General features: G+C 70.1%; 24 protein-coding genes. 13 read left to right on the top strand and 11 right to left on the bottom strand.

The window, feature by feature from the left end; all coding sequences use genetic code 11:
• Nucleotides 1-8 precede the first annotated feature (8 nt).
• Together P1K89_RS28230 and metK are read right to left on the bottom strand one after the other, a co-directional pair.
• Nucleotides 9-908, bottom strand: a complete 900-nt coding sequence (locus P1K89_RS28230; RefSeq protein WP_284619869.1) for a DUF2167 domain-containing protein — start codon at nucleotides 906-908, stop codon at nucleotides 9-11.
• A 160-nt stretch (nucleotides 909-1,068) separates the two neighbouring features.
• Entirely contained in the window at nucleotides 1,069-2,256 is a 1,188-nt protein-coding gene (gene metK, locus P1K89_RS28235) for a methionine adenosyltransferase (RefSeq protein WP_284619870.1), read from the bottom strand.
• 183 nt (nucleotides 2,257-2,439) lie between these two features.
• Here metK and P1K89_RS28240 point away from each other — a divergent pair, with 183 nt between their 5' ends.
• The 6 genes from P1K89_RS28240 to P1K89_RS28265 all read left to right on the top strand — a co-directional run bounded on the left by P1K89_RS28240 (nucleotide 2,440) and on the right by P1K89_RS28265 (nucleotide 8,151).
• Nucleotides 2,440-3,330: a lysophospholipid acyltransferase family protein gene (locus tag P1K89_RS28240; protein WP_284619871.1), complete on the top strand. Its 891-nt coding sequence runs from the start codon at nucleotides 2,440-2,442 to the stop codon at nucleotides 3,328-3,330.
• Nucleotides 3,327-4,226 (top strand): lysophospholipid acyltransferase family protein, encoded by a 900-nt coding sequence (locus tag P1K89_RS28245; protein WP_284619872.1) that lies wholly within the window; start codon nucleotides 3,327-3,329, stop codon nucleotides 4,224-4,226. The genes P1K89_RS28240 and P1K89_RS28245 overlap by 4 nt, the downstream gene beginning before the upstream one ends.
• A gap of 27 nt (nucleotides 4,227-4,253) precedes the next feature.
• Nucleotides 4,254-5,108: a diaminopimelate epimerase gene (gene dapF / locus P1K89_RS28250; protein ID WP_284619873.1), complete on the top strand. Its 855-nt coding sequence runs from the start codon at nucleotides 4,254-4,256 to the stop codon at nucleotides 5,106-5,108.
• 106 nt (nucleotides 5,109-5,214) lie between these two features.
• Complete coding sequence (locus tag P1K89_RS28255) at nucleotides 5,215-5,889, top strand: DUF484 family protein (RefSeq protein ID WP_284619874.1); 675 nt, start codon at nucleotides 5,215-5,217, stop codon at nucleotides 5,887-5,889.
• A 14-nt stretch (nucleotides 5,890-5,903) separates the two neighbouring features.
• Nucleotides 5,904-6,845: a tyrosine recombinase XerC gene (locus P1K89_RS28260; protein WP_284619875.1), complete on the top strand. Its 942-nt coding sequence runs from the start codon at nucleotides 5,904-5,906 to the stop codon at nucleotides 6,843-6,845.
• Nucleotides 6,846-6,963: 118 nt separating this feature from the next.
• A complete protein-coding gene (locus P1K89_RS28265; RefSeq protein WP_284619876.1) occupies nucleotides 6,964-8,151 on the top strand; it encodes a class I SAM-dependent rRNA methyltransferase in 1,188 nt (395 codons plus the stop codon).
• Between the two features lie 88 nt (nucleotides 8,152-8,239).
• Here P1K89_RS28265 and P1K89_RS28270 read toward each other — a convergent pair whose 3' ends face one another.
• On the bottom strand, nucleotides 8,240-8,710 hold the full coding sequence (locus tag P1K89_RS28270; protein ID WP_284619877.1) for an Lrp/AsnC family transcriptional regulator: 471 nt from the start codon (nucleotides 8,708-8,710) through the stop codon (nucleotides 8,240-8,242).
• Between the two features lie 160 nt (nucleotides 8,711-8,870).
• Here P1K89_RS28270 and glmS point away from each other — a divergent pair, with 160 nt between their 5' ends.
• A complete protein-coding gene (gene glmS, locus P1K89_RS28275) occupies nucleotides 8,871-10,715 on the top strand; it encodes a glutamine--fructose-6-phosphate transaminase (isomerizing) (RefSeq protein ID WP_284619878.1) in 1,845 nt (614 codons plus the stop codon).
• 55 nt (nucleotides 10,716-10,770) lie between these two features.
• On the opposite strand, the gene P1K89_RS28280 is transcribed toward glmS, so the two are convergent.
• The 3 genes from P1K89_RS28280 to P1K89_RS28290 are packed head-to-tail and all read right to left on the bottom strand — an operon-like array spanning nucleotide 10,771 to nucleotide 13,285.
• Entirely contained in the window at nucleotides 10,771-11,934 is a 1,164-nt protein-coding gene (locus P1K89_RS28280; RefSeq protein WP_284619879.1) for a hypothetical protein, read from the bottom strand.
• A gap of 42 nt (nucleotides 11,935-11,976) precedes the next feature.
• Nucleotides 11,977-12,630 (bottom strand): AraC family transcriptional regulator, encoded by a 654-nt coding sequence (locus tag P1K89_RS28285; RefSeq protein WP_284619880.1) that lies wholly within the window; start codon nucleotides 12,628-12,630, stop codon nucleotides 11,977-11,979.
• A 7-nt stretch (nucleotides 12,631-12,637) separates the two neighbouring features.
• Nucleotides 12,638-13,285 (bottom strand): FMN-binding negative transcriptional regulator, encoded by a 648-nt coding sequence (locus P1K89_RS28290; protein WP_284619881.1) that lies wholly within the window; start codon nucleotides 13,283-13,285, stop codon nucleotides 12,638-12,640.
• 99 nt (nucleotides 13,286-13,384) lie between these two features.
• Between P1K89_RS28290 and P1K89_RS28295 the strand changes: the two genes are divergently transcribed.
• The 3 genes from P1K89_RS28295 to infA all read left to right on the top strand — a co-directional run bounded on the left by P1K89_RS28295 (nucleotide 13,385) and on the right by infA (nucleotide 15,383).
• Entirely contained in the window at nucleotides 13,385-14,446 is a 1,062-nt protein-coding gene (locus tag P1K89_RS28295; RefSeq protein WP_284619882.1) for a YihY/virulence factor BrkB family protein, read from the top strand.
• Between the two features lie 161 nt (nucleotides 14,447-14,607).
• Nucleotides 14,608-14,790, top strand: coding sequence for a CsbD family protein (locus P1K89_RS28300; protein ID WP_284619883.1), 183 nt, complete (start codon nucleotides 14,608-14,610; stop codon nucleotides 14,788-14,790).
• A 335-nt stretch (nucleotides 14,791-15,125) separates the two neighbouring features.
• Nucleotides 15,126-15,383, top strand: coding sequence for a translation initiation factor IF-1 (gene infA / locus P1K89_RS28305; protein WP_284619884.1), 258 nt, complete (start codon nucleotides 15,126-15,128; stop codon nucleotides 15,381-15,383).
• A gap of 28 nt (nucleotides 15,384-15,411) precedes the next feature.
• On the opposite strand, the gene P1K89_RS28310 is transcribed toward infA, so the two are convergent.
• Nucleotides 15,412-15,798 (bottom strand): DUF427 domain-containing protein, encoded by a 387-nt coding sequence (locus P1K89_RS28310; protein WP_284619885.1) that lies wholly within the window; start codon nucleotides 15,796-15,798, stop codon nucleotides 15,412-15,414.
• A gap of 148 nt (nucleotides 15,799-15,946) precedes the next feature.
• Nucleotides 15,947-16,315, bottom strand: coding sequence for a hypothetical protein (locus P1K89_RS28315; RefSeq protein ID WP_284619886.1), 369 nt, complete (start codon nucleotides 16,313-16,315; stop codon nucleotides 15,947-15,949).
• A 667-nt stretch (nucleotides 16,316-16,982) separates the two neighbouring features.
• Between P1K89_RS28315 and P1K89_RS28320 the strand changes: the two genes are divergently transcribed.
• Nucleotides 16,983-18,203 carry an RtcB family protein gene (locus P1K89_RS28320; protein ID WP_284619887.1) on the top strand — a complete coding sequence of 407 codons (1,221 nt, stop codon included), beginning with the start codon at nucleotides 16,983-16,985 and terminating at the stop codon, nucleotides 18,201-18,203.
• 84 nt (nucleotides 18,204-18,287) lie between these two features.
• Here the strand turns inward: P1K89_RS28320 and P1K89_RS28325 are convergent, their stop codons facing one another.
• Nucleotides 18,288-19,445, bottom strand: a complete 1,158-nt coding sequence (locus P1K89_RS28325) for an aminotransferase class V-fold PLP-dependent enzyme (RefSeq protein ID WP_284619888.1) — start codon at nucleotides 19,443-19,445, stop codon at nucleotides 18,288-18,290.
• Between the two features lie 103 nt (nucleotides 19,446-19,548).
• Here P1K89_RS28325 and P1K89_RS28330 point away from each other — a divergent pair, with 103 nt between their 5' ends.
• The gene (locus P1K89_RS28330) at nucleotides 19,549-20,145 is read left to right on the top strand and encodes an ATP-dependent Clp protease proteolytic subunit (protein WP_284619889.1); all 597 of its coding nucleotides are present in this window, start codon (nucleotides 19,549-19,551) and stop codon (nucleotides 20,143-20,145) included.
• 49 nt (nucleotides 20,146-20,194) lie between these two features.
• Here P1K89_RS28330 and P1K89_RS28335 read toward each other — a convergent pair whose 3' ends face one another.
• Both P1K89_RS28335 and P1K89_RS28340 read right to left on the bottom strand, forming a co-directional pair.
• Nucleotides 20,195-21,073, bottom strand: a complete 879-nt coding sequence (locus P1K89_RS28335; protein ID WP_284619890.1) for a hypothetical protein — start codon at nucleotides 21,071-21,073, stop codon at nucleotides 20,195-20,197.
• A 119-nt stretch (nucleotides 21,074-21,192) separates the two neighbouring features.
• Nucleotides 21,193-22,074, bottom strand: coding sequence for a peptidylprolyl isomerase (locus P1K89_RS28340; RefSeq protein WP_284619891.1), 882 nt, complete (start codon nucleotides 22,072-22,074; stop codon nucleotides 21,193-21,195).
• A 279-nt stretch (nucleotides 22,075-22,353) separates the two neighbouring features.
• On the opposite strand from P1K89_RS28340, the gene P1K89_RS28345 reads away from it, so the two are divergent.
• Nucleotides 22,354-24,501 carry an alpha-amylase family glycosyl hydrolase gene (locus P1K89_RS28345; protein ID WP_284619892.1) on the top strand — a complete coding sequence of 716 codons (2,148 nt, stop codon included), beginning with the start codon at nucleotides 22,354-22,356 and terminating at the stop codon, nucleotides 24,499-24,501.
• Nucleotides 24,502-24,530: the final 29 nt, after the last annotated feature.

Raw genomic sequence — 24,530 nt, forward strand, 5'->3', positions numbered from 1 at the left:
GCGACAGATCAGGCCGTCTTGCCGCGTTTCAAGAACTTGAAGACCGCGCCGCCGACGAAAGCCAGGCCGATGATGATCAGCTTCGCGAACTTGGCGAAGAAGGCCGCGGCCAGCGCGAGGAAGCCGAGCTTCTTGGCGGCCACGCCGACGACCAGCGCCGCCAGGCCGTACTCGGCCACGTGATCGGTCTTCTCGTCGAAGTCGGCATAACGCCGGCCGCTGTTGAACTCCAGCGCGCCGAGCATCGCGTGCGCGGCCGGCTTGTGCGTCGGCAGCGCCTTCAGGTCGGTGACCAGGTTCAGGCTGAAGTAGCCCTCGCGGCCGAGCGCGTAGGTGTTGTAGTTGACGCCCTGCGGCGCGTCGGCCGCGGCGCCCTTGTCGCGCGAGGACATCGCCCACACCAGGCGGTGCGTGCCGGCGTCGTAGGCGGGCTTCTCGGCCCAGCCGATGATCTCCATCGGCGTGACGCCCATCTTGATGCGCTCCTCGTTCGCCGCGTCGGTGCCGTCGCGGTAGCTCTTCAGCAGCTCGTCGGCGTTCCAGTCGCGCGCGTCGTCGTCCTTGACATGGCCGGAGGCTTCGTAGCGCACGGTCATGAACCAGTGGGCGTCGCTGTCCGGAAACACCAGGCCCTGCAGGCGCGCGTCCTGGCCGGGGTTGCCCATCGCGTTCAGCAGCTGCTGCGCCTGCGGCTGCGGAATGAAGACATGGCCGGCGGGCAGGTGCAGCACGGCCTGGCCGGCCAGCGGGATGTCGACCGGGCCGGGCCTGGCCGCTTGGCGCGCGGCGGCCTGGGCCTGCGTGGCCTGGCGTTCGCGTTCTTCGGCGGAAGGCGGTGCCGCGAGCGCGGCGCCGGCCAGCGCGAGCAGCAGCGCGCCGGCGGTGGCGCGCAGGGTGCTGAAGATCATCGGGTTCCTCCCTCGTGTGGTGCGCGCCATTGTGTGCGGGCGCCGCACCCGCTTCGCGCCGCGAACGAGGGGGTGGTCCTCCGGCCGGGGGAAAGACAAACGGCCGGTTGGACACCGGCCGTCGTGGTCGTTGCGATGGCGCCGCCGCGCCGTCGCGGGCTCAGCGCGCGCTGCGGCCCGCCAGGTCGCGCAGCACCTGGACCTTGTCCGCGCGCTCCCAGCTGAACTCGGGTTCGTCGCGGCCGAAATGGCCATAGGCCGCGGTCTTGCCGTAGATCGGGCGCAGCAGGTCGAGCATCTGGATGATGCCCTTCGGACGCAGGTCGAAGACCTCGTTGACGATCTCGGCGATGCGCTCGTCGGGGATCACGCCGGTGCCCTCGGTGTAGACGGTGACGTTCATCGGCCGCGCGACGCCGATCGCGTAGGCGACCTGGATCTGGCACTGGCGCGCCAGGCCGGCGGCAACGACGTTCTTCGCGACATAACGCGCGGCGTACGCGGCCGAGCGGTCGACCTTCGTCGGGTCCTTGCCGCTGAAGGCGCCGCCGCCGTGCGGGCAGGCACCGCCGTAGGTGTCGACGATGATCTTGCGGCCGGTCAGGCCGCAGTCGCCCTGCGGGCCGCCGATGACGAAGCGGCCGGTCGGGTTGACGAGGTAGCGCGTCTCCTTCAGCCACTCGGCCGGCAGCACCGGCTTGATGATCTCCTCGATCACCGCCTCGTAGAACTCGGGCTTCATCTTGTCGCCCAGGCTCATCTCGGGGCTGTGCTGACTCGACAGCACGACCGTGTCGATCGAATGGGGTTTCCCATCCACGTAGCGCATCGTCACCTGGCTCTTCGCGTCCGGACGCAGGAACGGCAGGCGGCCGTCCTTGCGCAGCTGCGCCTGGCGCTCGACCAGGCGGTGCGCGTAGTAGATCGGCGCGGGCATCAGCTCGGGCGTCTCGTCGCAGGCGTAGCCGAACATCAGGCCCTGGTCGCCGGCGCCGGTGTTCAGGTGGTCGTCGCTGGCGTGGTTGACGCCCTGCGCGATGTCGTTGCTCTGCTTGTCGTAGGCCACCAGCACCGCGCAGCCCTTGTAGTCGATGCCGTAGTCGGTGTTGTCGTAGCCGATGCGCTTGATCGTGTCGCGCGCGACCTGGATGTAGTCGACATGCGCGTTGGTCGTGATCTCGCCGGCCAGCACCACGAGGCCGGTGTTGCACAGCGTCTCGGCCGCGACCCGGCTGCGCGGGTCCTGCGCGAAGATCGCGTCGAGGATCGCGTCGGAGATCTGGTCGGCCACCTTGTCGGGATGACCCTCCGAGACCGATTCCGAGGTGAAGAGAAAGTCGTTCGCCACTTCAATACACTCCTGAGCAGTTGGGGTACTGCGTCGCCGGTTCCGTCAGGGTGCTTGGGAAGGCGAACGCTTTAGCGGCATTTGGCGGGCCGGCGAACCGGTCCGGCGGCATCGGTGCAGCACCTGCCGCGTCGCCCCGCAAGTTGTCCTTTAACTCGGCGACCGCCAAATTATACGAACGGCATGCTGGCACTGATGCGATGGTTAGCGGGGCGATCCCTGCCCAGTTTGCACGCAACGGGTGCCTGCATCGGATGGCTGGCCTATGCGCTGTCGCCGACCTACCGCGGCCGCCTGCGCGACAACGCCGCGCTGGCCGGTCTGGGCGATGCCGAACGCCGCGCCTCGGTGGCCGAAGCCGGCCGCATGGTGGCCGAGTTGCCGTGGTTGTGGCTGCGTCCGCATGACCGCCCGCTGGGCCCGCTGCTGCAGTGGCAGGGCGCCGAGCTGATCGACGAGGCGCTGGATGCCGGCAAGGGCCTGGTGCTGCTGACGCCGCACCTGGGCTGCTTCGAGGTCTGTGCCCAGGCCATCGCCGAGCGCTGGGGCCACCGCACGAAGCTGACGGCGATGTACCGGCCGGCCCGCCAGGCCTGGCTGCGCGAGCTGGAAGAGGGTGCCCGGCGCCGACCGGGCCTGGAGACCGCGCCGGCCGCGCTGGCCGGCGTGCGGCAGATGATCCGCGCGCTGCGGCGCGGCGAATCGGTCGGCCTGCTGCCCGACCAGGTGCCGCCCGCGGGCATGGGCGTGTGGGCGCCGTTCTTCGGCAAGCCGGCGTACACGATGACGCTCGCCACGCGCCTGGTGCAGCAGACCGGCGCCGCGCTGCTGCTGATCTGGACCGAGCGCCTGCCGCGCGGCGCCGGCTTCGTGCTGCGGGTGATGCGGCCGCAGGCCGCGCTGCCGACGATGGCCGCCAGCGACGACGCACTGCAGGTGGCCTGCGCGACGCAGGTCAACCGCGACATGGAAACGCTGATCCGCCAGAAGCCGCAGCAGTACCTGTGGGGCTATCACCGCTACAAGCAGCCGCGGCCGCTGGACGCCGCGCCGGCCGAAGGCGCCGCGAAGTGAAGCGCGCCCTGCAGGCCGCGCTGTCGCATGCGCTGCTGGGCGGCCTGTGGGCGCTGCACTGGCTGCCGCTGGGCGCGCAGGCGGCGATCGGGCGCGGCCTCGGCCGCGTGCTGTACCGCCTGGCCGGCTCGCGCCGCAAGGTCGGCCTGCGCAACCTCGAGCTGTGCCTGCCCGAGCTCGACGCCGCGCAGCGCGAGGCGCTGCTGCGCGAGCACTTCGGCTGGATGGCGCGCAGCCTGCTCGAGCGCGGCATGCTGTGGTACGCGAGCCCCGAGCGCCTGAAGAAGCTGATCCACATCGAGGGCGACGTGCACCTGGCCGAGCGCAGCGACAAGCCGGTGATGTGGCTGGTGCCGCACTTCGTCGCGCTGGATGTCGCGGGCGCGTCGACGCAGCTGTTCCAGACCAAGCAGGTGGCGTCGATCTACCAGGCGCAGAGCAATCCGGTGTTCGACAAGGCGATGCGGCGCGGCCGGCTGCGCTATGGCCAGGGCCAGGTCTTCTCCCGCCATGAGACGGCTCTGCCGCTGGTGCGCGCGATCCGCCGCGACCACGCCTTCTTCAACCTGCCGGACATGGACTTCGGCCTCAAGGACGCCGCCTTCGTGCCCTTCTTCGGCGTGCCCGCGGCCACGCTGCTGGCGCCGGCGCGCATGGCGCGCTCGCTGAAGATGCGCGTGCAGCCGGTGCTGGCCGAGATCCTGCCGGGCGGCCGGGGCTGGCGCGTGCGCTACCTGCCGCCGTGGGACGACTTCCCCGGCGACGACGACATCGCCGCCGCGACGCGCATGAACCGCTGGATCGAAGAGGAGATCCGCCGCAACCCGGCGCAATACCTGTGGGTGCACCGGCGCTTCAAGACACGGCCGCAGGGTGAGCCCTCGCTGTACAGCTGACTTCGGTCCGACGCTGATAATCGGCCGATGAACCTTCGTTTCACCAAGATGCACGGCGCCGGCAACGACTTCGTCGTGCTCGACGCGACGCGTGCGCCGATCGCGTTGTCGCCCGAGCAGCTGCGCCGGCTGGGCGACCGGCGTTTCGGCGTCGGCGCGGACCAGATCCTCTTCGTCGAGCCCAGCCGCACAGAAGGCGTCGACTTCCGCTACCGCATCTTCAACAACACCGGCGACGAGGTCGAGCACTGCGGCAACGGCGCGCGCTGCTTCGTGCGCTTCGTGCACCAGCGCGGGCTCACCCAGCGCAAGCGCATCAAGGTCGAGACCGTCAACAACCTGCTGGAGCTGCAGCTCGAAGACGACGGTCGCGTGACCGTCGACATGAACAAGCCGATCTTCGACCTCGCGCGGATCCCCTTCGATGCGAGCGGCCTGACCGCGCGCCACGAAGGCGACTTCGACCTCTGGCCGCTGGACATCGGCGAGGGCCGCAAGGTCGAGGTCGCGGTGCTGTCGATGGGCAACCCGCATGCGGTGCAGCGCGTGTCCGACGTGCGCGAGGCGCCGGTGCTGGCGCTGGGCGCACGCATCGAGGCCCACGCGCGCTTCCCGCGCAAGGTCAACGCCGGCTTCCTGCAGGTGCAGTCGCGCGACCATGTCGCGCTGCGCGTCTTCGAGCGCGATGCCGGCGAGACGCTGGCCTGCGGCACCGGCGCCTGCGCCGCGGTGGTGGCGGGCATCCGCCTGGGCTGGCTCGATCGCCGCGTCGACGTGCAGGCGCGCGGCGGGCTGCTGACGGTCGACTGGCCGTCCGACGATGACACCGTGCGCATGACCGGCCCGGCCGAGTTTGTCTTTGAAGGGGAGATCGAGTTGTGATGAGTCCGAAGGCACTCTTCGAGCGGGCCGAGCGCCGGGCCGCTCCCAAGCCGGCCCGCGCCCCCTCGGGGGGCCGATCGACGTACTCGTCGAGCGGGGGGCAGACATGACGATCCAGGGTGCGATCACCGAGGGCGACATCGCCAATTACCTGGCGAACACGCCCGGGTTCTTCGAACGCCATGCCGAGCTGCTGGCCTCGATCCAGCTGACCAGCCCGCATGGCCAGCGCGCCGTCTCGCTGCAGGAGCGGCAGATGGAAATGCTGCGCGAGAAGATCAAGGGCCTCGAGCAGAAGATCATGGAGATGATCCGCCACGGGCAGGAGAACGTGGCGATCGCCGATCGGCTGCACCGCTTCACCCGGGCGATCCTGCTGTCGCACGATCCGGCCACGCTGCCCGAGGCGATGGTCGCGACCTTGCGCCACGAGTTCCTGGTGCCGCAGGCCGCGGTCAAGCTGTGGAACCTCGCGCCCGCGCATGCCGAGCTGCCGTTCGCGCGCGGCGCGAGCGACGACGTGCGCAGCTTCGCGTCGAGCCTGACCTTGCCGTACTGCGGGCTCAACTCCGGCTTCGAGGCGGTGAACTGGCTGCCCGATCCGGGCAGCGTGCTGTCGCTGGCGCTGGTGCCGCTGCGCGCCGGCCGCGACGAGGACGCCTTCGGCCTGCTGGTGCTCGCGTCGCCCGACCCCGCGCGCTACAGCGCCGAGATGGGCACCGAGTTCCTGATGCGCATCGGCGAGATCGCCAGCGCGGGCCTCGCGCGACTGCTGCCCTGATCGGCGGGAACGCCGTGGCGGACGCGGCCGAGCCACCGCCGCTGGAGGCGGCGATCGCGCGCTTCGTCGAGCACCTGCGCGTCGAACGCCGCCTCGCGCCGCGCACGCTGGCGCTGTACGAGCCGGCGCTGCGCGAGCTGCAGGCCCATGCGGCCGGCGACCACGTGGCGCTGCGCGAGGCGCAAGCCCATCACCTGCGCCGCTGGACCGCGAAGCTGCGCGAACGCGGCCTCGGCTCGCGCACCATCGCCATCACGCTGGCGGCGTGGCGCGGCCTCTATGCCTACTGGGGCCGCGAGCGCCTCGTCACGCACAACCCGGTCGACGGCATCCGGCCGCCGAAGCCGCCGCAGACCTTGCCGAAGGCGCTGCCGGTCGAGCAGGCGGTGGCACTCGCCGAGGCCGAATCGGCGAGCGAATCGCCGGTGCTGCGCGCGCGCGACCACTGCATCGCCGAGCTGCTGTACGGCTGCGGGCTGCGCATCGGCGAGCTGGTGGCGCTGGACGTGGCGCCCGGGCCGCACGCGCTGGGCTGGATCGATGCCGCCGACGGCACTGCGCACGTGCTGGGCAAGGGCAGCAAGCGGCGCAGCGTGCCGGTCGGCGGGCCGGCGCTGCAGGCGCTGGCGGCCTGGCTTGCGCAGCGCGGCGAATTCGCGCGCGCCGACGAGCCGGCGCTCTTCGTCAGCCAGCGCGGCGCGCGGCTGTCGGCCCCGCAGCTGCGCACCCGGCTGAAGATGCTGGCGCTGCAGGCCGGGCTGCCGACCGACGTGCACCCGCACATGCTGCGCCACAGCTACGCGTCGCACCTGCTGCAGTCCAGCGGCGACCTGCGTGCGGTGCAGGAGCTGCTGGGCCACGCGAACATCTCGACGACGCAGATCTACACCAAGCTCGACTTCCAGCACCTCGCGAAGGTCTACGACGCGGCGCATCCGCGCGCGAAGAAGAAGTAGCCCTCCGGCGTCGCGCCGGACCCCCGCGCGACAATCCGGTGATGGACGACCCCAAGCTCACTTCGTTCGCGGCCCCCGAGGGGCGCTCAGTGCCCTTCGGGCGGCCGGGCGGGCACCGATGAAAAGCATTCGACTGCGCGACGGCAAGGAGCGCTCCCTGCTGCGCGGCCACCCCTGGGTGTTCCAGGGCTCGATCGCCAAGGGCGGCGGTGATGCCGGCGAGACCGTGCGCATCGAGGCGCACGACGGCAAGTTCCTGGGCTGGGGCGCGATCAGCCCGAGCTCGCAGATCCGCGTGCGGGCCTGGAGCTTCGACGAGGCCGAGCGCATCGACGAGGCCTTCTTCGAGCGCCGGTTGCGCCGCGCGATCGCACTGCGCGCGCGCTTGGGGCTAGCCAGCGACGGCCAGCGCCTGGTGCACGGCGAGGCCGACGGCCTGCCCGGGCTGATCGTCGACCGCTACGGCGATACGCTGTCGGCGCAGTTCCTCGCCGCCGGCGTCGAGCGCTGGCGCGAGGCCATCGCGTCGCAGCTGCTGGCGATCACCGGCCTGCAGCGCCTGTACGAACGATCGGACTCCGGCGTGCGCGGCCTCGAAGGCCTGGAGCCGCGCAGCGGCTGGCTGCGCGGCGACGGCGCGACGGCATTGACGATCACCGAACACGACATGGCGCTCGGCCTCGACGTCGCGCTCGGCCACAAGACCGGCTACTACCTCGACCAGCGCGACAACCGCCACCGCTTCGCGCAACTGGTGCGCCAGCTCGGCTGCCAGCGCGTGCTGAACTGCTACAGCTACACCGGCGGCTTCAGCGTCGCGGCGCTGAAGGGCGGCGCCGGGCATGTCACCAGCGTCGATTCGTCCGGCCCGGCGCTCGAGCAGGCGCGCGAGAACGTGCGGCGCAACGGCTTCGACGATGCGGCGTCGTGCACCTTCGCCGATGCCGACGTCAACGGCTTCCTGCGCGAGGCCTTGAAGCGCGGCGACCGCTACGACGCGATCGTGCTCGACCCGCCGAAGTTCGCGCCCAGCGCCGCGCATGCCGACCGGGCGTCGCGCGCCTACAAGGACATCAACCGGCTGGCGCTGAAGCTGCTCGAGCCCGGCGGCCTGCTGATGACGTACTCCTGCTCCGGCGGCATCGGCGCCGAGCTGTTCCACAAGATCGTCGCCGGCGCCGGCCACGACGCGGGTGTCGACGGCTACCTGGTGGAGCGGCTGGAAGCGTCGCCGGACCATCCGACCACGCTGTGCTTCCCGGAAGGCGAGTACCTGAAGGGGCTGGCGATCATCGTGCGCGCCTGAAGGGGTTTGGGAACGAGGTTCGCCGGCCGCTGTCGCCGGCCGCCGCCGCAGGAGAGTCCGAACCCGAACGACAGGAAGCGCTGACGCGTCAGCCCGAAGGCGCCAGCCGCACGCGCGGCTCGAACTTCGCCCGGTGCACGCTGAAGAAGGCCTTCACGTTGCGCACGTTGGCGTCCTGCGTGAACAGGCGCTGTACCAGCGCGTGGTAGGCCGCCATGTCCGGCGCCCAGATCACCAGCATGAAGTCCGGGCCGGGGGAGACGCGGTAGCACTGCTGCACGCCGTCCTCTGCGACGGCGCGGGCCTCGAAGGCGGCCAGGTGCTCGGCGCCCTGCGCGTCGAGCGACACCTCGACCAGCGCCGTGAGCCCGGCCACCTGCTGCGGCGAGACGATCGCCACCTGGCGCTCGATGACGCCGGCCTCGACCAGCCGCCGCACGCGGCGCAAGGTTGTCGCCGGCGAGGCATGGGCCGCCTCGGCCAGCGCCTGGTTCGCGCGCGCGCTGTCCTGCTGCAGCAGCTCCAGCAGGCGCAGGTCCAGTGCGTCGAGCTCGATCATGTGGCGATCCGTTTCATAGACGCTGAGCTGATGCAATTTTCAACCACGATCTCGTTGCTGTGTTCGAGAATTTCATTCAAGCAGGAATTTTGCACGCCTGTTTCTCAACGGCCTGCCTAGCATCCCGCCCCATCGATCACCCAACGGGGAGTGTTTCAACATGTGTGGCATCGTCGGCGCAGTCAGCCAGCGCAACATCGTCCCGATCCTGGTCCAGGGCCTGAAGCGGCTGGAGTACCGCGGCTACGACAGCTGCGGCGTCGCGGTGCACCAGGACGGACTGTTGCGCCGCACGCGCAGCACCTCGCGCGTGGCCGAGCTCGACGCGCAGGTGGCCAACGAAGCCGTGCAGTCGGGCACCGGCATCGCGCACACGCGCTGGGCCACGCACGGCGCGCCGGCGGTGCACAACGCGCACCCGCACTTCTCCACCGGCCCGAACGGCGCCGCGCGCATCGCGCTGGTCCACAACGGCATCATCGAGAACCACGACGAGCTGCGCGCCGAGCTGCAGGCCAAGGGCTTCGTGTTCGAGAGCCAGACCGACACCGAGGTCATCGCCCACCTCGTCAACCACCTCTATGACGGCGACCTGTTCGACGCCGTGCAGCGTGCCACCCAACGCCTGAAAGGCGCGTACGCGATCGCCGTGTTCTGCCGCGACGAGCCGCAGCGCGTGGTCGGTGCCCGCGAGGGCTCGCCGCTGGTGCTGGGCGTCGGCCAGGGCGAAACCTTCCTCGCCTCCGATGCGATGGCGCTGGCCGGCGTCACCGACCAGATCGTCTACCTCGAGGAAGGCGACATCGTCGACCTGCAGCTGGGCAAGCACTGGATCGTCGGCCGCCAGGCCGACGGCACGCACAAGAGCGTGCAGCGCGAAGTGCGCACGGTGCATGCGCACTCCGGTGCCGCCGAGCTGGGCCCGTATCGCCACTACATGCAGAAGGAGATCTTCGAGCAGCCGCGGGCGATCGCCGACACGCTGGACGGCGTCTCGAACATCGCGCCCGAGCTCTTCGGCGACAAGGCCTTCGCCGCCTTCAAGGACGCCGAGCAGGTGCTGATCCTCGCCTGCGGCACCAGCTACTACTCGGGCTCGGTGGCCAAGTATTGGCTGGAGTCGATTGCGCGCATCCCGACGCAGGTGGAGATCGCGAGCGAATACCGCTACCGCGACAGCGTGCCGAACCCCAAGACGCTGGTCGTCACGATCAGCCAGAGCGGCGAAACGGCCGACACCATCGCCGCGCTGAAGCACGCACGCGCGCAGGGCATGGCGCACACGCTGACCATCTGCAACGTCTCGACCAGCGCGATGGTGCGCGAGTGCGCGCATGCCTTCGTCACGCGGGCCGGCGTCGAGATCGGCGTGGCGTCGACCAAGGCCTTCACGACGCAGCTGGTCGCGCTGTTCCTGATGACCTTGTCGCTCGCCCAGGTGCGCGGCCGCCTCACCGACGCCGAAGAGGCCAAGCACCTGAAGGACCTGCGCCACCTGCCGTCGGCGGTGCAGGCGGTGCTGGCGCTGGAGCCGCAAGTGATCGCCTGGGCCGAGGAATTCGCGCGCAAGGAGAACGCGCTGTTCCTGGGCCGCGGCCTGCACTACCCGGTGGCACTGGAAGGTGCGCTGAAGCTCAAGGAGATCAGCTACATCCACGCCGAGGCCTATCCCGCAGGCGAGCTCAAGCACGGCCCGCTGGCGCTGGTGACCTCGGCGATGCCGGTGGTCACCGTGGCGCCGAACGACGCGCTGCTGGAAAAGCTCAAGAGCAACCTGCAGGAAGTGCGCGCGCGCGGCGGCGAGCTCTTCGTCTTCGCCGACTCGGATACCCAGATCACCTCCGCCCCCGGCGTGCACGTGATCCGCATGCCCGAGCACTACGGCGCGCTGTCGCCGATCCTGCACGTGGTGCCGCTGCAGCTGCTGGCGTACCACACGGCCTGCGCGCGCGGCACCGACGTGGACAAGCCGCGCAACCTGGCGAAGAGCGTGACGGTGGAGTGACGCGCGGTACTCGCGTCGATACTGCGTCAGAAGGGGCCCGCGGGCCCCTTCTCTGTCAGCGCGGCGGCAAGGGCCACAGCGCATTCACCGGCCGTTCGAGCACCCGCGCGGCGACCGGATGGAACGCGGGCGCATCCAGCCGGCCCGCAGCCGCGGCGTCGGCCAGCCAGCGTTCGATCGAGCCGCCCTGGTCGACCCAGCGATCCTGCCGCAGCAGTCCGTAGAGGCCGGCGGCGATCACGTGCATGCCGTCGTCGGACTGGCGCCAGCGGTCGGCGGGGTTGCGGGCGACGCCCAGCGCCTCGCTGATCAGCTGGTCCAGCGCCTGCGCCAGGTCTTCGTCGACCAGGCCCTTCAGCGTCGTGTAGCCCCAGCGCGGATCGTGCTCGCGCACGATCTTCGCGATCAACGGATCGCGCCCGAAGGCGGCCAGCGCGGCGGTGGCGGCCGCCCCGTCCATCGGCACCGGCGGATGCAGCATCTCGTGCGCCGCGATGCGCACGGTGGTGGCGGTGTCGTAGTCGGCCGCCTGCAGGAAGGTCTGGCCCTGCACCTTGATGCCATGCGGCTTGGAAAACTGCAGCAGCACGATCCGGATCTGCGGATCGAAGGTCCGGCCGGTCAGCTTCTCCTGCCAGGACACCACGTCGAAACCGGCCAGCGCGCGCTGCACCTCGCCGATGCGCTGGTCCAGGCCGCTGCCGACCCGCTCCTGGCGAAAGGCCGCGAAGCCGGCGTGCTGCAGCGCGCTGAAGATCGTTTCGAGCCGGGGCGCCGCGCGATCGAACCAGGCCCAGTCCTCGGCGCTCCAGTAGCTGCTCGCCCGGTAGGGCGGCAGGATCGACGTGTGCCGCGATCGCAACGCCGCCAGCAGCGTGTCGATCGAGGTGTCGTGACCATCGGACGAGAACAGCAGCTGCAGGTTGGGGCCGAGCAGGCCGAAGCCGTCCTGGCCCGCGTCCTTCCACAGCCGCGCGATGTCATCGCGAACCGACTCGGGCAGGCGAGGCGCGAAGGCGGCGGCATCGGCCGCGTAGAAGTCGAGGTACAGCGGCGTGCCCGACAAGGGCCCGAGGAAGGCGATCGCATCGAAGCCCTCGGAGGCACGGACCTGCCATCGGGTGCGCCGGGTCCTGGTCTGCGCGGCGGCGGGCCCGCGGGTCAGCGGGAAGGTCGACAAGGCCACCAGGGCCCCGGACAGAAGCGATCGGCGATGCATGCCCGATGCTAGGCAGGCACCCGCACGGCGTCTTGAACGGACTTAACCCACCAGTTGCGTCGGGGTCTGTCCGGTCAGCGCGACGAGGCTGCGCGTCAGGTGCGCCTGGTCGGCGAAGCCGGTCTCGGCGGCCAGCGTCGCCAGCGAGCCCGGCCAGGCCGGCAGGCGGCGCAGCGCCTGCAGGGCCCGCATCTCCAGCCGATAGCGCTTCGGGCTGGTGCCGTAGGCGCGGTGGAAGCCCCGGCTCAGCGACTGCGGCGCGATGCCCATCGCATCGGCCCACCCGGCGAGGCTCAAGCCCGGGTCGGCAGCGAGCGCCGCGGCCAGCAGGTCCGGCCAGTCTTCGAGCCGGGCGGCCGACGGGCGCACGCTGCGCCGCAGCAGGTCGGCCGCCTCGTTCACGTCGCGTTCGGCGAGCCGGGCGATCGCGTCGGCATCGTCGACCTGTCCCAGGCCGTCGGCCGGCAACGCACCGCGGGCCGGCAGGTTGAGCACGCGCGCCCCGCGGGCCAGGAAGTGGTTCTGGTGCGACTCATGCGCCCCATGGAACACCACCTGGCCGGGGCCGACGCACATGCGGCCCCGGTCGCCGGCCTCCAGGTAGCCCCCGGCCAGCACGAGCGCGACATAAGCCTGGCGGTGGCGGTGCCGCGGCAGGCGATCGAAGGCGCCGTGAAGGGAGATCGCCGTCGTCATCGATCGCTCAAGTCTGCGTCGGTCCGGTCTCGAAGGTCGGCGTCGACGCGTGGTGCCGCAGCATCGCATGGGCCAGTTCGAGCCGACCGTAGCGCACCAGCCCGGCGATGCCGTCCTCGAGCACGCTCGGCGGGTCGCCCTGTCCGAGCTTGAACTGCACCTGCGTATCGAGGATCGTCGCGCGGAAGGGCACGATGGCGGTGACCATGTGGTCGAAGCGCGGCCCCATCTCGTCGATGCGCCAGGGGTTCGGGTAGGCGCTGTCCGCATGGGCGATCAAGGTCTCCAGCGCTTCGCGCGCAGCGCCGGCGCGGTCGTCCAGCTCGATCTCGACCTTGAAGTGCACCGCCTGGTAGTTCCAGGTCGGCGCGTAGCGGCGCTCGCGCAGCCACGACGACGAGATGTAGCCCTGGGCGCCCGAGAAGGCCACCAGCGCGCGGCGTTCGCGCCGCACGAGCGCCAGCTGCGGGTTGAAGCGCGAGAAGTGGCCGATCAGCACGCCCCGGCCGCCGGTGTCCCGCTGCAGCACCAGCGGCAGCGGCGAGGCCTGCAGGTCGCCGTCCACGGCGCTGATCACCAGCGCCAGCGGATAGGCCGCGACCAGCCGGTCGATCTCGCGCTCGTCGGTGGGACGGAAGACTTCCGGTGTGTTCATGGCTCGGTTCTGGGTTCGACAGGGAATCGAAGGAGCGCGATCATAAGGAGCGCTGGGCATGTCGCTTGCCTCGACCCCTCGACGATTCGCCGCCCCACCATGCCCGCACGCCGCGCCTTCGACCTGCTGAAGAAGACCGTCCAGGCCTGGATCGACGATCGGGCGGCGAGCATGGGGGCGGCGCTGTCGTACTACACCGTGTTCTCGATCGCGCCGCTGCTGCTGATCGTCATCGGGGTCGCCGGCGCCGTCTTCGGCGCCGACGAAGTGCGCGCGGCGGTCGTCACGCAACTGCAGGGCCTGCTCGGCGAACAGGTGGCGGAGGCCATCGAAGCGCTGCTGAGGAACGTCTCGCAGCCGGGCGAAGGGGTGCTGGCTGCCGCGATCGGCTCGGTGGTGCTGTTCATCGGCGCGACCACCGCGTTCGCCGAACTGCAGGACGACCTCGACCGCATCTGGCGTGCGCCCGAGCGCAACAAGCCGAGCGGCGTGTGGGGCTGGGTGCGCTCGCGCCTGCTGTCCTTCGGCATGGTGCTGACGATCGGCTTCCTGCTGATGGTGTCGCTGCTGGCGAGCACCGCGATCGCGGGGGTGGGCGACTGGCTCGGCGAGTCGCTGTCGGGCTGGCAGTGGCTGGCCCAGGCGCTCAACCTCGCGCTGAGCTTTGGCCTCATCACCGTGATGTTCGCGGCAATCTACCGCTTCATGCCGCATGTCGACGTGCACTGGCGCGACGTGTGGATCGGCGCCGCGGTGACCTCGCTGCTGTTCACGATCGGCAAGCACCTGATCGGGCTTTACCTCGGCAAGAGCTCGGTGGCCACCGGTTTCGGTGCCGCGGGCTCGCTGGCGGTGCTGCTCGTGTGGGTCTACTACTCGGCACAGATCTTCCTGCTCGGCGCGGAGTTCACCTGGATCTGGGCCGGCGAGCGCCGGGCCGCGCCCGTGGCCGAGGGCAAGGCGCTGCCCGAGGGCGATGCGCGGGTGGATGTCGAGGAGCGGCCGCTGGCGCCGGCTGCGGCCACGTCACCGGCCCGCGGCGGCGGCTTCGTCGCCACGCACCCGCTGTCCGTGCTCGGCGCGGCCGCCGCCGCCGGGGCGGGTGCGGTGATGCTGGGCCGGCGGCTCGCCGTGCGCCATCGCCGCCTCGCCTCGACCTGACCCGCTCCTACGTGGGCGTGGCGTGCGGGCCTACCGGCGCGCGCGACCGGCGCCGATGCCGCGCCGTCACCTGGCTGCGCACACTGGGCGATATGCCGCCGCACGCCGCGGCGATCCGTTCAACTGCAGCGCCACCGCTGCCAACGACGAAGGAGTGCACGATGAACAAGCAACAGGTCAAGGGCGCCGTGGAGAAAGCCGTCGGCAAGGCCCAGGAAAAACTCGGCCGCGCCATCGACAGCCCGACCCAGGAAGCCAAGGGCATCGGCAAGCAGATCAAGGGGCAGGCGCGCAAGAGCGTCGGCGATGCCAAGGAAGTGCTGAAGGACGCCGGCAAGGCCTGAGCGATGCGGTCGACCGGTGATGACGTCTGAAGTACGCGTCATCGCCACCGTCCGGCCCGCGGCGACCCACCCGCCCCAGGGGGTATCGGTCGCCGCGTACAATCCGGTCCGTCGCACGCAGCCCGTGCGTCAACCTCCCCGGCATCGCGGACTGCCCCCCAGGGCGTGATGCCGGCCCTTCTCGACCGGCGCGGCCTTTCACACGGCTCCCTCATCGTCGGTCCAGCCCGAGCGGCGCGCGAGCCCTCCGTCGCGCGCCTTCCGAATGACGCCCCGTCGCCTGCTGGTGGCGTGGCGTCGCGGCCTGCGTGCCGCGACCACTGCAAGGAAAGTCATTGGCCAAGGAAGAACTGATCGAGATGCACGGCAAGGTCCAGGAAGTGCTGCCGGACTCCCGTTACCGCGTCACGCTGGACAACGGCCATTCGCTGGTCGCCTACACCGCCGGCAAGGTGCGCAAGAACCACATCCGCATCCTGGCCGGCGACAGCGTGTCGCTGGAACTGTCGCCCTACGATCTCACGAAGGGCCGGATCACCTTCCGCCATCTCGACCGCCCGGCCGGGGGCCCGCGCCCGCCGCATCGGCGCTGACGCTCGCCGGCGTCGCCCGACGCCGCCCTCAGGGCAGGCTGCGCAACTGCAGCTCGGCTGACGTTCTCTCGTCGAACGCCAGCCGGCCCGTCAACCCGATGTGCTCCGCATACGGGTCCTCGTACGACCACGCCGCATCCGGCACTTGCCGGCCCCCGAGCTGCAGGTTGAAGTAGCTCGCCTGCCCCTTGAACGGGCAGTAGGTCAACTTCGCCGAGCGCGTCAGGTGCTGCATCTGCACGTCGCCTCGCGGGAAGTAGAAGCGCGGCGGATGACCGTCCTCGTCGACCCGCACGACGTTGCGCGAGTCGGCGACGGCCTGGCCCGCCAGGTCGACCGCCATGCGCCCGTCGACGCGCGATTCGAGCACGCGATGCGCCGGATGCGCCCGGTGTCCAGGTGCGGGGCTGGTCATGGTCTGCTCCTTGGTGTGAGGCGCGCGCGGCAAGCGCTGAGCCTGTGACTTTGTCGGAAGCGGTGATCCTCGGCCGCATCATCGGTCAGTGAGAGGCGGTCGCGAACCGCTCGGTCGCCGCACAACGCCGGCACGATGCCGCCGGAGCTCAACCCGAGGCCAGTTCCTTCAGCAACAGCTTCATGCGCTTGCGCCCGTCGGCATTGGTCGCGCGCCAGGCCTTCGATGCCAGCGCCAGGAACTGCAGTTCCGCAGCCGTCGGCCCCGACACCGCACGCGCTTCGTCGAGCCAGCCGGCGGGCTGGCCGCAGGCCGCCTCGATCTGACGCGCCAGCTTGTCGCCGATCGGCCGGCTGCTCTTGATCTGGCTCCACATGCTGGGGCTGATCTGCAGCCGGGCGGCGAAAGCCTGCTCCAGGCCCTTCGGCGGCGTGCCCGCGCGCATCTGTTCTTCGGCGTAGTGCTGGAACAGGCTCAGCACGTTCTGGCGGCGGTGGACGGGCGTCTGATCGGGCACGAGGGGGCTTGCAACCTGGGGAAGAAAGATTGTCGCACCCGCTTGACGACGCGGTGAAGACTCTTTACAGTGCGCGACTTCGCTGCTGCGGCCTTCGGGCTGCAGCCCCCAGACACCGAACCGCAAGGAGTCCCGACCGTGCTGAACCGCCGCCCCGCCACCCTCATGTCGCCGAAGGCCGGCGCATGCATGGGCGCACGGGCCGCAGGTTCGTTCGATCAAGGCCCTCCGGGCGAAGGCAGCGCATAGCGCACACGCCTTCCACTCGATCTTCATCGAGGCCCGGATTCCGAAAGGATCCGGGCCTCGCTGCTTTCCGATCCTGTTTTCGAACTGTTCGATCTCATGGCGGGTGTGCTTCGGCACAACGGCCGAATGTTTCACCCCACAGCGCAGGGGTGGCCCGGATGTGCGCCGCGGGGACGCCCGCGTCGTGCAGCGAGACAGCGCTGAGCGGATTAGCCGCCCTCGCGCTGGAGCACAACCGCGATGAGATCAACTTCAAGCCCCTGTAGACGCTCACGCTCCAGGGGTGGAAATCGGCCGCAACGATAGGGCGGCTCCGGAACCCGTCACCGGAACCTTCGATCGGTGCCCTGCGGGGTGAACGAGATCGACACGGCGTGCTCGAAGTGCCATGAGGCGCGCCGCTTCGAAGGAAACCAAGATGACTGCCACCAACTACAACGAAGAGCAGGTCCCCGGCGGCGTGCCGGTGAAGATGTGGACGCAGGGCGTGCCGGTCGAGGACGAGGCGAAGCGCCAGCTGGCGAATGCCGCGCGCCTGCCCATCGTGTTCAGGCACATCGCGGCGATGCCGGACGTGCACCTGGGCATCGGCGCGACCGTCGGCTCGGTGATCCCGACCCTGAAGGCGATCATTCCGGCGGCCGTCGGCGTCGACATCGGCTGCGGCATGATGGCCTGCAAGACCACGCTGACCGCGGCGGACCTGCCGGACAACCTGGGGCCGCTGCGCTCGGCGATCGAGCGTGCGGTGCCGCACGGCCGGGCGCCGGGCGCGCGTGATCCGGGCGCCTGGAACAAGGTGCCCGGCGCCGTGGACACCGCGTGGGCGCAGCTGGAGCCGGCATTCACCGAGCTCTGCCGCGACTACCCGAAGCTCGAAAAGACCAACAACCGGAACCACCTCGGCACGCTGGGCACCGGCAACCACTTCATCGAGGTCTGCCTCGACGAGCAGGGCTGCGTGTGGTTCATGCTGCACTCGGGTTCGCGCGGCGTCGGCAACGCGATCGGCACGATGTTCATCGAGCTCGCGAAGCAGGACGCGCTACGCAACAACGCGAACCTGCCGGACCGCGACCTGGCGTACTTCGAGGAAGGCTCGCGGTACTTCGGCGACTACGTGCGGGCGGTCGGCTGGGCGCAGACCTTCGCGAGGCTGAACCGCGAGGTGATGATGCGCCGCGTGATCGAGGCCGCGAAAACGGTGATCCGCAAGAGCTTCCAGGCCCACATCGAGGCGGTGAACTGCCACCACAACTACGTGCAGCAGGAGCGCCACTTCGGCGAGGACGTCTACGTCACCCGCAAGGGCGCGGTCAGCGCGAAGCGGGGCGAGCTCGGCATCATCCCGGGCAGCATGGGCGCGCGCAGCTACATCGTGCGCGGCAAGGGCCACCCCGAGTCGTTCGACAGCTGCAGCCACGGCGCGGGCCGCGCGATGAGCCGCGGCGAAGCCAGGCGCCGCTTCACGCTGGCCGACCATCGCGCCGCGACCGAAGGTGTCGAGTGCCGCAAGGACAAGGACGTCATCGACGAGATCCCGATGGCCTACAAGGACATCGACGCGGTGATGGAGGCGCAGCGCGACCTCGTCGAGGTGATGCACACGCTGAAGCAGGTGGTGTGCGTGAAGGGCTGAGGCCGGCGCGAAGGGCGCTGCCAGCGTACGGGGTCGCGCGTCGCAGCTGACGGCCTCCGCTCGGAAGGCCGCTCACTTCAGGCGTCAGGCAGCGGCGCGCTGCGCCGGCGCCGGGCCGAGGATCGCATTCAGGGCGGTCTCCAGGCTGTGCACGGTGCGGTCCGGGTGCTGCAGCTTCTCGATGCCGAACAGGCCCATGCGGAAGGTCTTGAAGTCGGCCGGTTCGTCGCATTGCAGCGGCACGCCGGCAGCGGTCTGCAGGCCTTGCGCGGCGAAGGCCTTGCCGGTGTGCAGGCCGTCGTCGTCGGTGTAGGCCACGACGACGCCCGGCGCCTCGAAGCCCTCGGCGGCGACGCTGGGCAGCCCGCGCGCGGCCAGCAACGCGCGCACGCGGCGGCCCAGCGCCCACTGCTCGGCGCGCAGCTTCTCGAAGCCGCAGGCGCGGGTCTGCAGCATCGCGTCGCGCGTGCGCAGCAGTGCATCGGTGGGCATGGTCGCGTGGTACGCGAAGCCGCCCTTCTCGTAGGCCTCGACGATCTGCAGCCACTTCTTCAGGTCCGCGGCGAAGCTGGTGCTGGTGGTGCCGTCGATCGCGGTGCGCGCACGCTCGCTCAACATCACGAAGGCGCAGCACGGCGAGCCGCTCCAGCCCTTCTGCGGCGCGCTGACCAGCACGTCGACGCCGGTGGCCTGCATGTCGACCCACAGCGCGCCGGACGCGATGCAATCCAGCACGAACAGGCCCCCGACCTCGTGCACCGCATCGGCCACCGCATGCAGGTAGGCATCGGGCAGCACGATGCCCGAGGCGGTCTCGACATGCGGTGCGAAGACGACGGCCGGGCGCTGCGCGCGGATCGCCGCGATCACCTCGTCCAGCGGCGCCGGCGCGAAGGGCTGCTGGCGGCCGGCGGCGACGGGCCGTGCCTTCAGCACCTGCTGGTCCTTCGGAATGCGGCCCATCTCGAGGATCTGCGTCCAGCGGAAGCTGAACCAGCCGTTGCGCAGCACCAGCACGGCCTTGTCGGTGGCGAACTGGCGCGCGACCGCTTCCATGCCGAAGGTGCCGCTGCCCGGCACGATGATGGCCGTCGGCGCGTGGTAGGCCTCCTTCAGCACGCCGACGATGTCGCGCACGGCCTGCTGGAACTTGCGCGACATGTGGTTGACCGCGCGGTCGGTATAGACCACCGAGTACTCGAGCAGGCCATCGGGATCGACGTCGGGCAGCAGGCCGGGCATGGCGGATCTCCTGGATCGGGAACGGGCCGCCGAGCCTACCATCCGAAGCGCCGTCGCCGGCTGCGCAACAATGCGCCGCAGCACTCATTCAGAGGGGACCCTCATGACGATTCGACTCGCCGACGACAAGCCCGCCGCGCCAACCACCGCCGCCCCCGACCGCATCGAGGACCAGCTCTCGTTCCGCTCGCGCTACGTGCTGGTGTTCGGCGAGGTCGACGACAAGCTCGCGCATGCCACCTGCCGCCGCCTGCTCGCGCTGTCGGAGGAATCCGATGCGCCGATCACGATGCTGGTGTCTTCGCCGGGCGGCCATGTCGAGTCGGGCGACGCGATCCACGACATGATCCGCTTCGTGCGCGCGCCGGTGACCACCGTCGGCACGGGCTGGGTCGCCAGTGCCGGCGCGCACATCTTCCTGGCGCCGCCGAAGGAGCGCCGGGTCTGCCTGCCGAACACGCGCTTCATGATCCATCAGCCGGCCGGCGGCGCCGGCGGCCAGGCCACCGACATCGCGATCCAGGCCAGGGAGATCCTGCGCACGCGCGAGCGTATCGCCCGCGTGATCGCGCGCCAGACCGGGAAGACCTATGAAGCCGTGCTGGCCGACATGGAGCGCGACTTCTGGATGAATGCCGACGAGGCGGTGGCCTACGGCATCGTCTCGCGGGTCATCGAGCAGCAGAAGGAACTGGCCTGAGCGCCGACGGCCGGCTGAGCGCGGGCCGTCTCCCGCCCAGACTGCTAGCCTAGCCGACCCGCGTATCGTCCGGCCGGCGCCAGTTGCCGGCGACGCTGGCGACGCCGCCCTGGATCGCGGTGTCGCCCTCGTGGATCTCCGACGCGCGGCGCTGGCCGTAGGTGACCGACAAGCTCGCGCGGCGCAGCGCCAGCGGGTAGTCGACGTCCTCGGCGCCGGTGAAAAACACCACCTCGCCGTCATCGCGCAGGCGCTGCAGCGTCTCGGCGTTCAGCGCCAGCAGCAGCTCGAACACGCCGGCGTGGTATTCGCGGCGCACCAGGCGGCGGGTCTGCCAGGTTTCGTAGCGCAGTGTGCCGTCACCGGCGTCGACCGACTCGTTGCGGTCGACCACGATGCCCTGGGTCTGCAGCGAGGCCAGCCGCGGCGCGATGCCGCCGGCGCGCTGGCCGCCCACGGCCAGGCTGGCGCTGTGCGCCTTGCCGGTCAGGCAGTCGATCTCGTCGCGCTGGTAGACGACGGCGGTGTGCAGGCCGTCGTCGCCGGCCGGGCCGCTGGTCAGGCGCTTGTACTCGCCGACCTGGCGGCTGGTGGCCAGCGGCATGCCGCCCTGCCAGTCATCGAACGCGACCTTCAGCACCGCGCCGACGATGTCGGCGCGCTGCCAGCCCTGAGGCGGTTCGCCGAGCGCGCAGCGGCCGGTGAGCACGCCGGTGGCCTCCGGCTGCGGCCAGCCGCCGTCGATCTGCGCCGGGCGGTCGACCGTCACCGGCAAGGGTTGCGGCTGGGCGGCGAAGCTGGGCAGCGCGTCGGGCAGGGCCCGTTCGAGGGCCAGGCGCGCGGGGGATGGCGTGGCAGGCGCGCTGGTGGACTTGGCAGGCGCGGCGGCCGAGGCGGCGGCGGGGTCGGGGCGAAGGGCGGCGGGCATTCGAGCCTCCTGCGTGGCGACAGCCGCTACTGTCCGTCTTCCGGGCCCGGCTGTCATCCGGGCTGGGCACTAGTTCACTCGGCCGCCGCCCGACCCCCCGTTTCCAGGGGAGGGGCCGTTCAGTAGCCGTTGGCCTGCGCGGTGGCCAGCAGCTCGTCGATCGAGCCGAGCCGGGTGATCTGGCTGCCCAGCGCGGGCACCAGGTACCACACCTGGCCGTCCTTGGTGCCGACGTAGGCGTTGGTGGCCGAGTAATAACGGAAATAGTACCCGTCCGTGGTCGCCGATGCGGGGCTGGCCGGCGCGGCGTACTGCGGGTAGGCCGCCTCGAGGTAGTTGAAGATGCGATCGGACGGCGAGAGGCTGGCCTTCGCGGGCAGCTCGGAGGCCTTGTCGATGAACACCAGGTGTTCGCGCGTCATCGTCTGCCCGGTGGCCCAGGGCTTGCGCACCGGCAGCTGCGGGAACAGGCCACCGGCGTTGACCACCGTCAGCGCGGCGATCCTGTCGACCACCGCCATGCCCGGCGCCGTGACCTGGCCGAACACCGTGAAGCCGCCGTTGTTCGACGGGCCCAGCGTCGTCGTGTTGTCCTTCAGGTTGAAGAACCACTGGCTGGTCGCGCTGTCCGGGTTGCCGCCCTGCTTGGCCATCGCGATCGTGCCGCGCACGTTCGGACGGTCGGCGCTGTACTCGTTAACGATCGGCGCGCCGGTGGGCACGTAGCCCGCCACGTTGCCGACCGGCCAGTTGTAGCCGCCGCCCTGGATCACGAAGTTGGCCTCGTGGCGGTGGATGAACGACTGCATGTACGCGTCCTGGCGCACATAGCTCAGGAAGTTCTGCACCGTGCCGGCCGCGGTGTTGTCATAGAGGTCGATGTCGATCGGACCGTAGGCGGTGTGGAACCGCACCATCGTCGCCTGGGCGGGCACGAGCAGGGTGGAAGCAGCGAGGAAGCCGGCGGCGGCCAGCCGCGGCAGTAGCTTGAACAGGGACACCGGGCAGTCTCCAGACACGGAAGGGGCCGCCGGATGGCGGCGAGGGCGTCGATTCTGCCGGAGGCCTTCACAGCCCCATCGTGTAGTCAAAATACATACTTGCAGACTGGCGGCGTTTCATTCCTTCACTCATTTCCAGGGGTGAGCAGCAAGAAATCTGGGTTGACGTGCTTGCAGACAGGCCGTGACAAGTAGTACAACTACATCACCGCGGTGCACGTCTCGAACTGTTCCAACCAACATGGCCCGGCTGCGAACGGGCCTCCAGAGGAGCTGACGATGATTCGAAGCATGCAGGCTGCGCTGATGCGCGGCCGGCTGGCCGCTGCACTGGTGCTGGCGGCGGCCGCATGGAGCGCCACGGCCGCGCCCGACACCCACGTCTCGAACAAGCAGGGGTTCAACACCGACGTCATCTACCAGGTCGTCACCGACCGCTTCGTCGACGGCAATGCGGCGAACAACCCGAGCGGTGCCGCCTTCAGCGCCGGCTGCACGCAGCTGAAGCTGTACTGCGGCGGCGACTGGCGCGGGCTGCAGAACAAGATCGAGGACGGCTACCTCACCGGCATGGGCATCACCGCGATCTGGATCTCGCAGCCGGTCGAGAACATCACCGCGGTGCTGAACTATTCCGGCACCAACAGCACCGCCTACCACGGCTACTGGGCGCGCGACTTCAAGCGCACCAACGCCGCCTTCGGCAACTTCACCGACTTCAGCAACATGATCACCGCGGCGCATGCCGCGAACATCAAGGTCATCATCGATTTCGCGCCGAACCACACCTCGCCGGCCGATGCGGCGAACGCGGGTTTCGGCGAGAACGGCCGTCTCTACGACAACGGCGCGCTGGTCGCCAGCTACGCCAGCGACCCCAGCGGCTACTTCCACCACAACGGCGGCACCAGCTTCTCGAACCTCGAGGACGGCATCTACCGCAACCTGTTCGACCTGGCCGACCTCGACCACAACAAGGCGCCGATCGACACCTACTTCAAGGACGCGATCAAGCTGTGGCTGGACCTGGGCGTCGACGGCATCCGCATGGATGCGGTCAAGCACATGCCCTTCGGCTGGCAGCAGAACCTGATGTCGTGGATCCACGGCTACAAGCCGGTGTTCACCTTCGGCGAGTGGTTCCTGAGCGCCAACGAGGTCGACCCCGCGAACCACTACTTCGCCAACAAGAGCGGCATGAGCCTGCTCGACTTCCAGTTCGGCCAGAAGGTGCGGCAGGTCTTCAAGGACGGCACGCACGACATGGTGAGCCTGCACCAGATGATCACCGACACCGCGGCGCAGTACGCGCAGGTGCACGACCAGGTGACCTTCATCGACAACCACGACATGCCGCGCTTCCACACGACCGGCGCGAACCCGCGCAAGCTGGAGCAGGCGCTGGCCTTCACGCTGACCTCGCGCGGCGTGCCGGCGATCTACTACGGCAGCGAGCACTACATGACCGGCACCGGCGACCCGGCCAACCGCGCGCGGATCACCTCGCTCGGCACCGGCACCACCGCCTACCAGGTCATCTCGAAGCTCGCGCCGCTGCGCAAGCAGAACCCGGCGCTCGCCTACGGCACGACGCAGCAGCGCTGGCTCAACGGCAACGTCTACATCTACGAGCGCCAGTTCGGCAACAACGTCGCGCTGGTGGCGATCAACCGCGACCTGGCGAACGCCGTGAACATCGGCGGGCTGGTCACCGCGCTGCCGGCCGGCAGCTACACCGACAAGCTCACCGGCACGCTGAACGGGAACGGCATTACCGTCGGCGCGGGCGGCGCGGTGCCGACCTTCTCGCTCGCGGCCGGCGCGGTCGCGGTGTGGAGCGCAACCCCGGCGATCAGCACGCCGCTGGTCGGGCATGTCGGGCCCGTGCTCGGCAAGGCCGGCAACACGGTGACCATCGACGGCCGCGCCTTCGGCGCGACCAAGGGCACGGTCTACTTCGGCACCACCGCGGTCACCGGCACCAACATCACGTCCTGGGAAGCGACGCAGATCAAGGTCAAGGTGCCGTCCGTGGCGCCGGGGACCTACGGCGTCAGCATCAAGACCGCGAGCAACGTCACCAGCAACACCTACAACGGGATGCAGGTGCTCGGCGGTCCGCAGGTCACGGTGCGCTTCGTCGTCAACAACGCGTTCACCGCGCCGGGCGAGAACATCTTCCTCACCGGCAACCAGTTCGAGCTGACGAACTGGAGCAGCACCGCGCCGCTGGGCGCACTGTTCAACCAGGTGATGCACGCCTACCCGAGCTGGTACACCGACGTCAGCCTGCCGGCGTCGACCGCGATCCAGTTCAAGTTCCTGAAGAAGGGCTCGGGCGGCACGGTGTGGGAAGGCGGCAGCAACCACACCTACACGACGCCGGCCAGCGGCACCGGCACGGTGATCGTGAACTGGCAGCCCTGAAGGCACGGCCCGCGTGAGCGAGCAGTGCT

This window comes from Aquabacterium humicola, from assembly GCF_030167915.1.
Taxonomy (GTDB): Bacteria; Pseudomonadota; Gammaproteobacteria; order Burkholderiales; family Burkholderiaceae_C; genus Pseudaquabacterium; species Pseudaquabacterium humicola.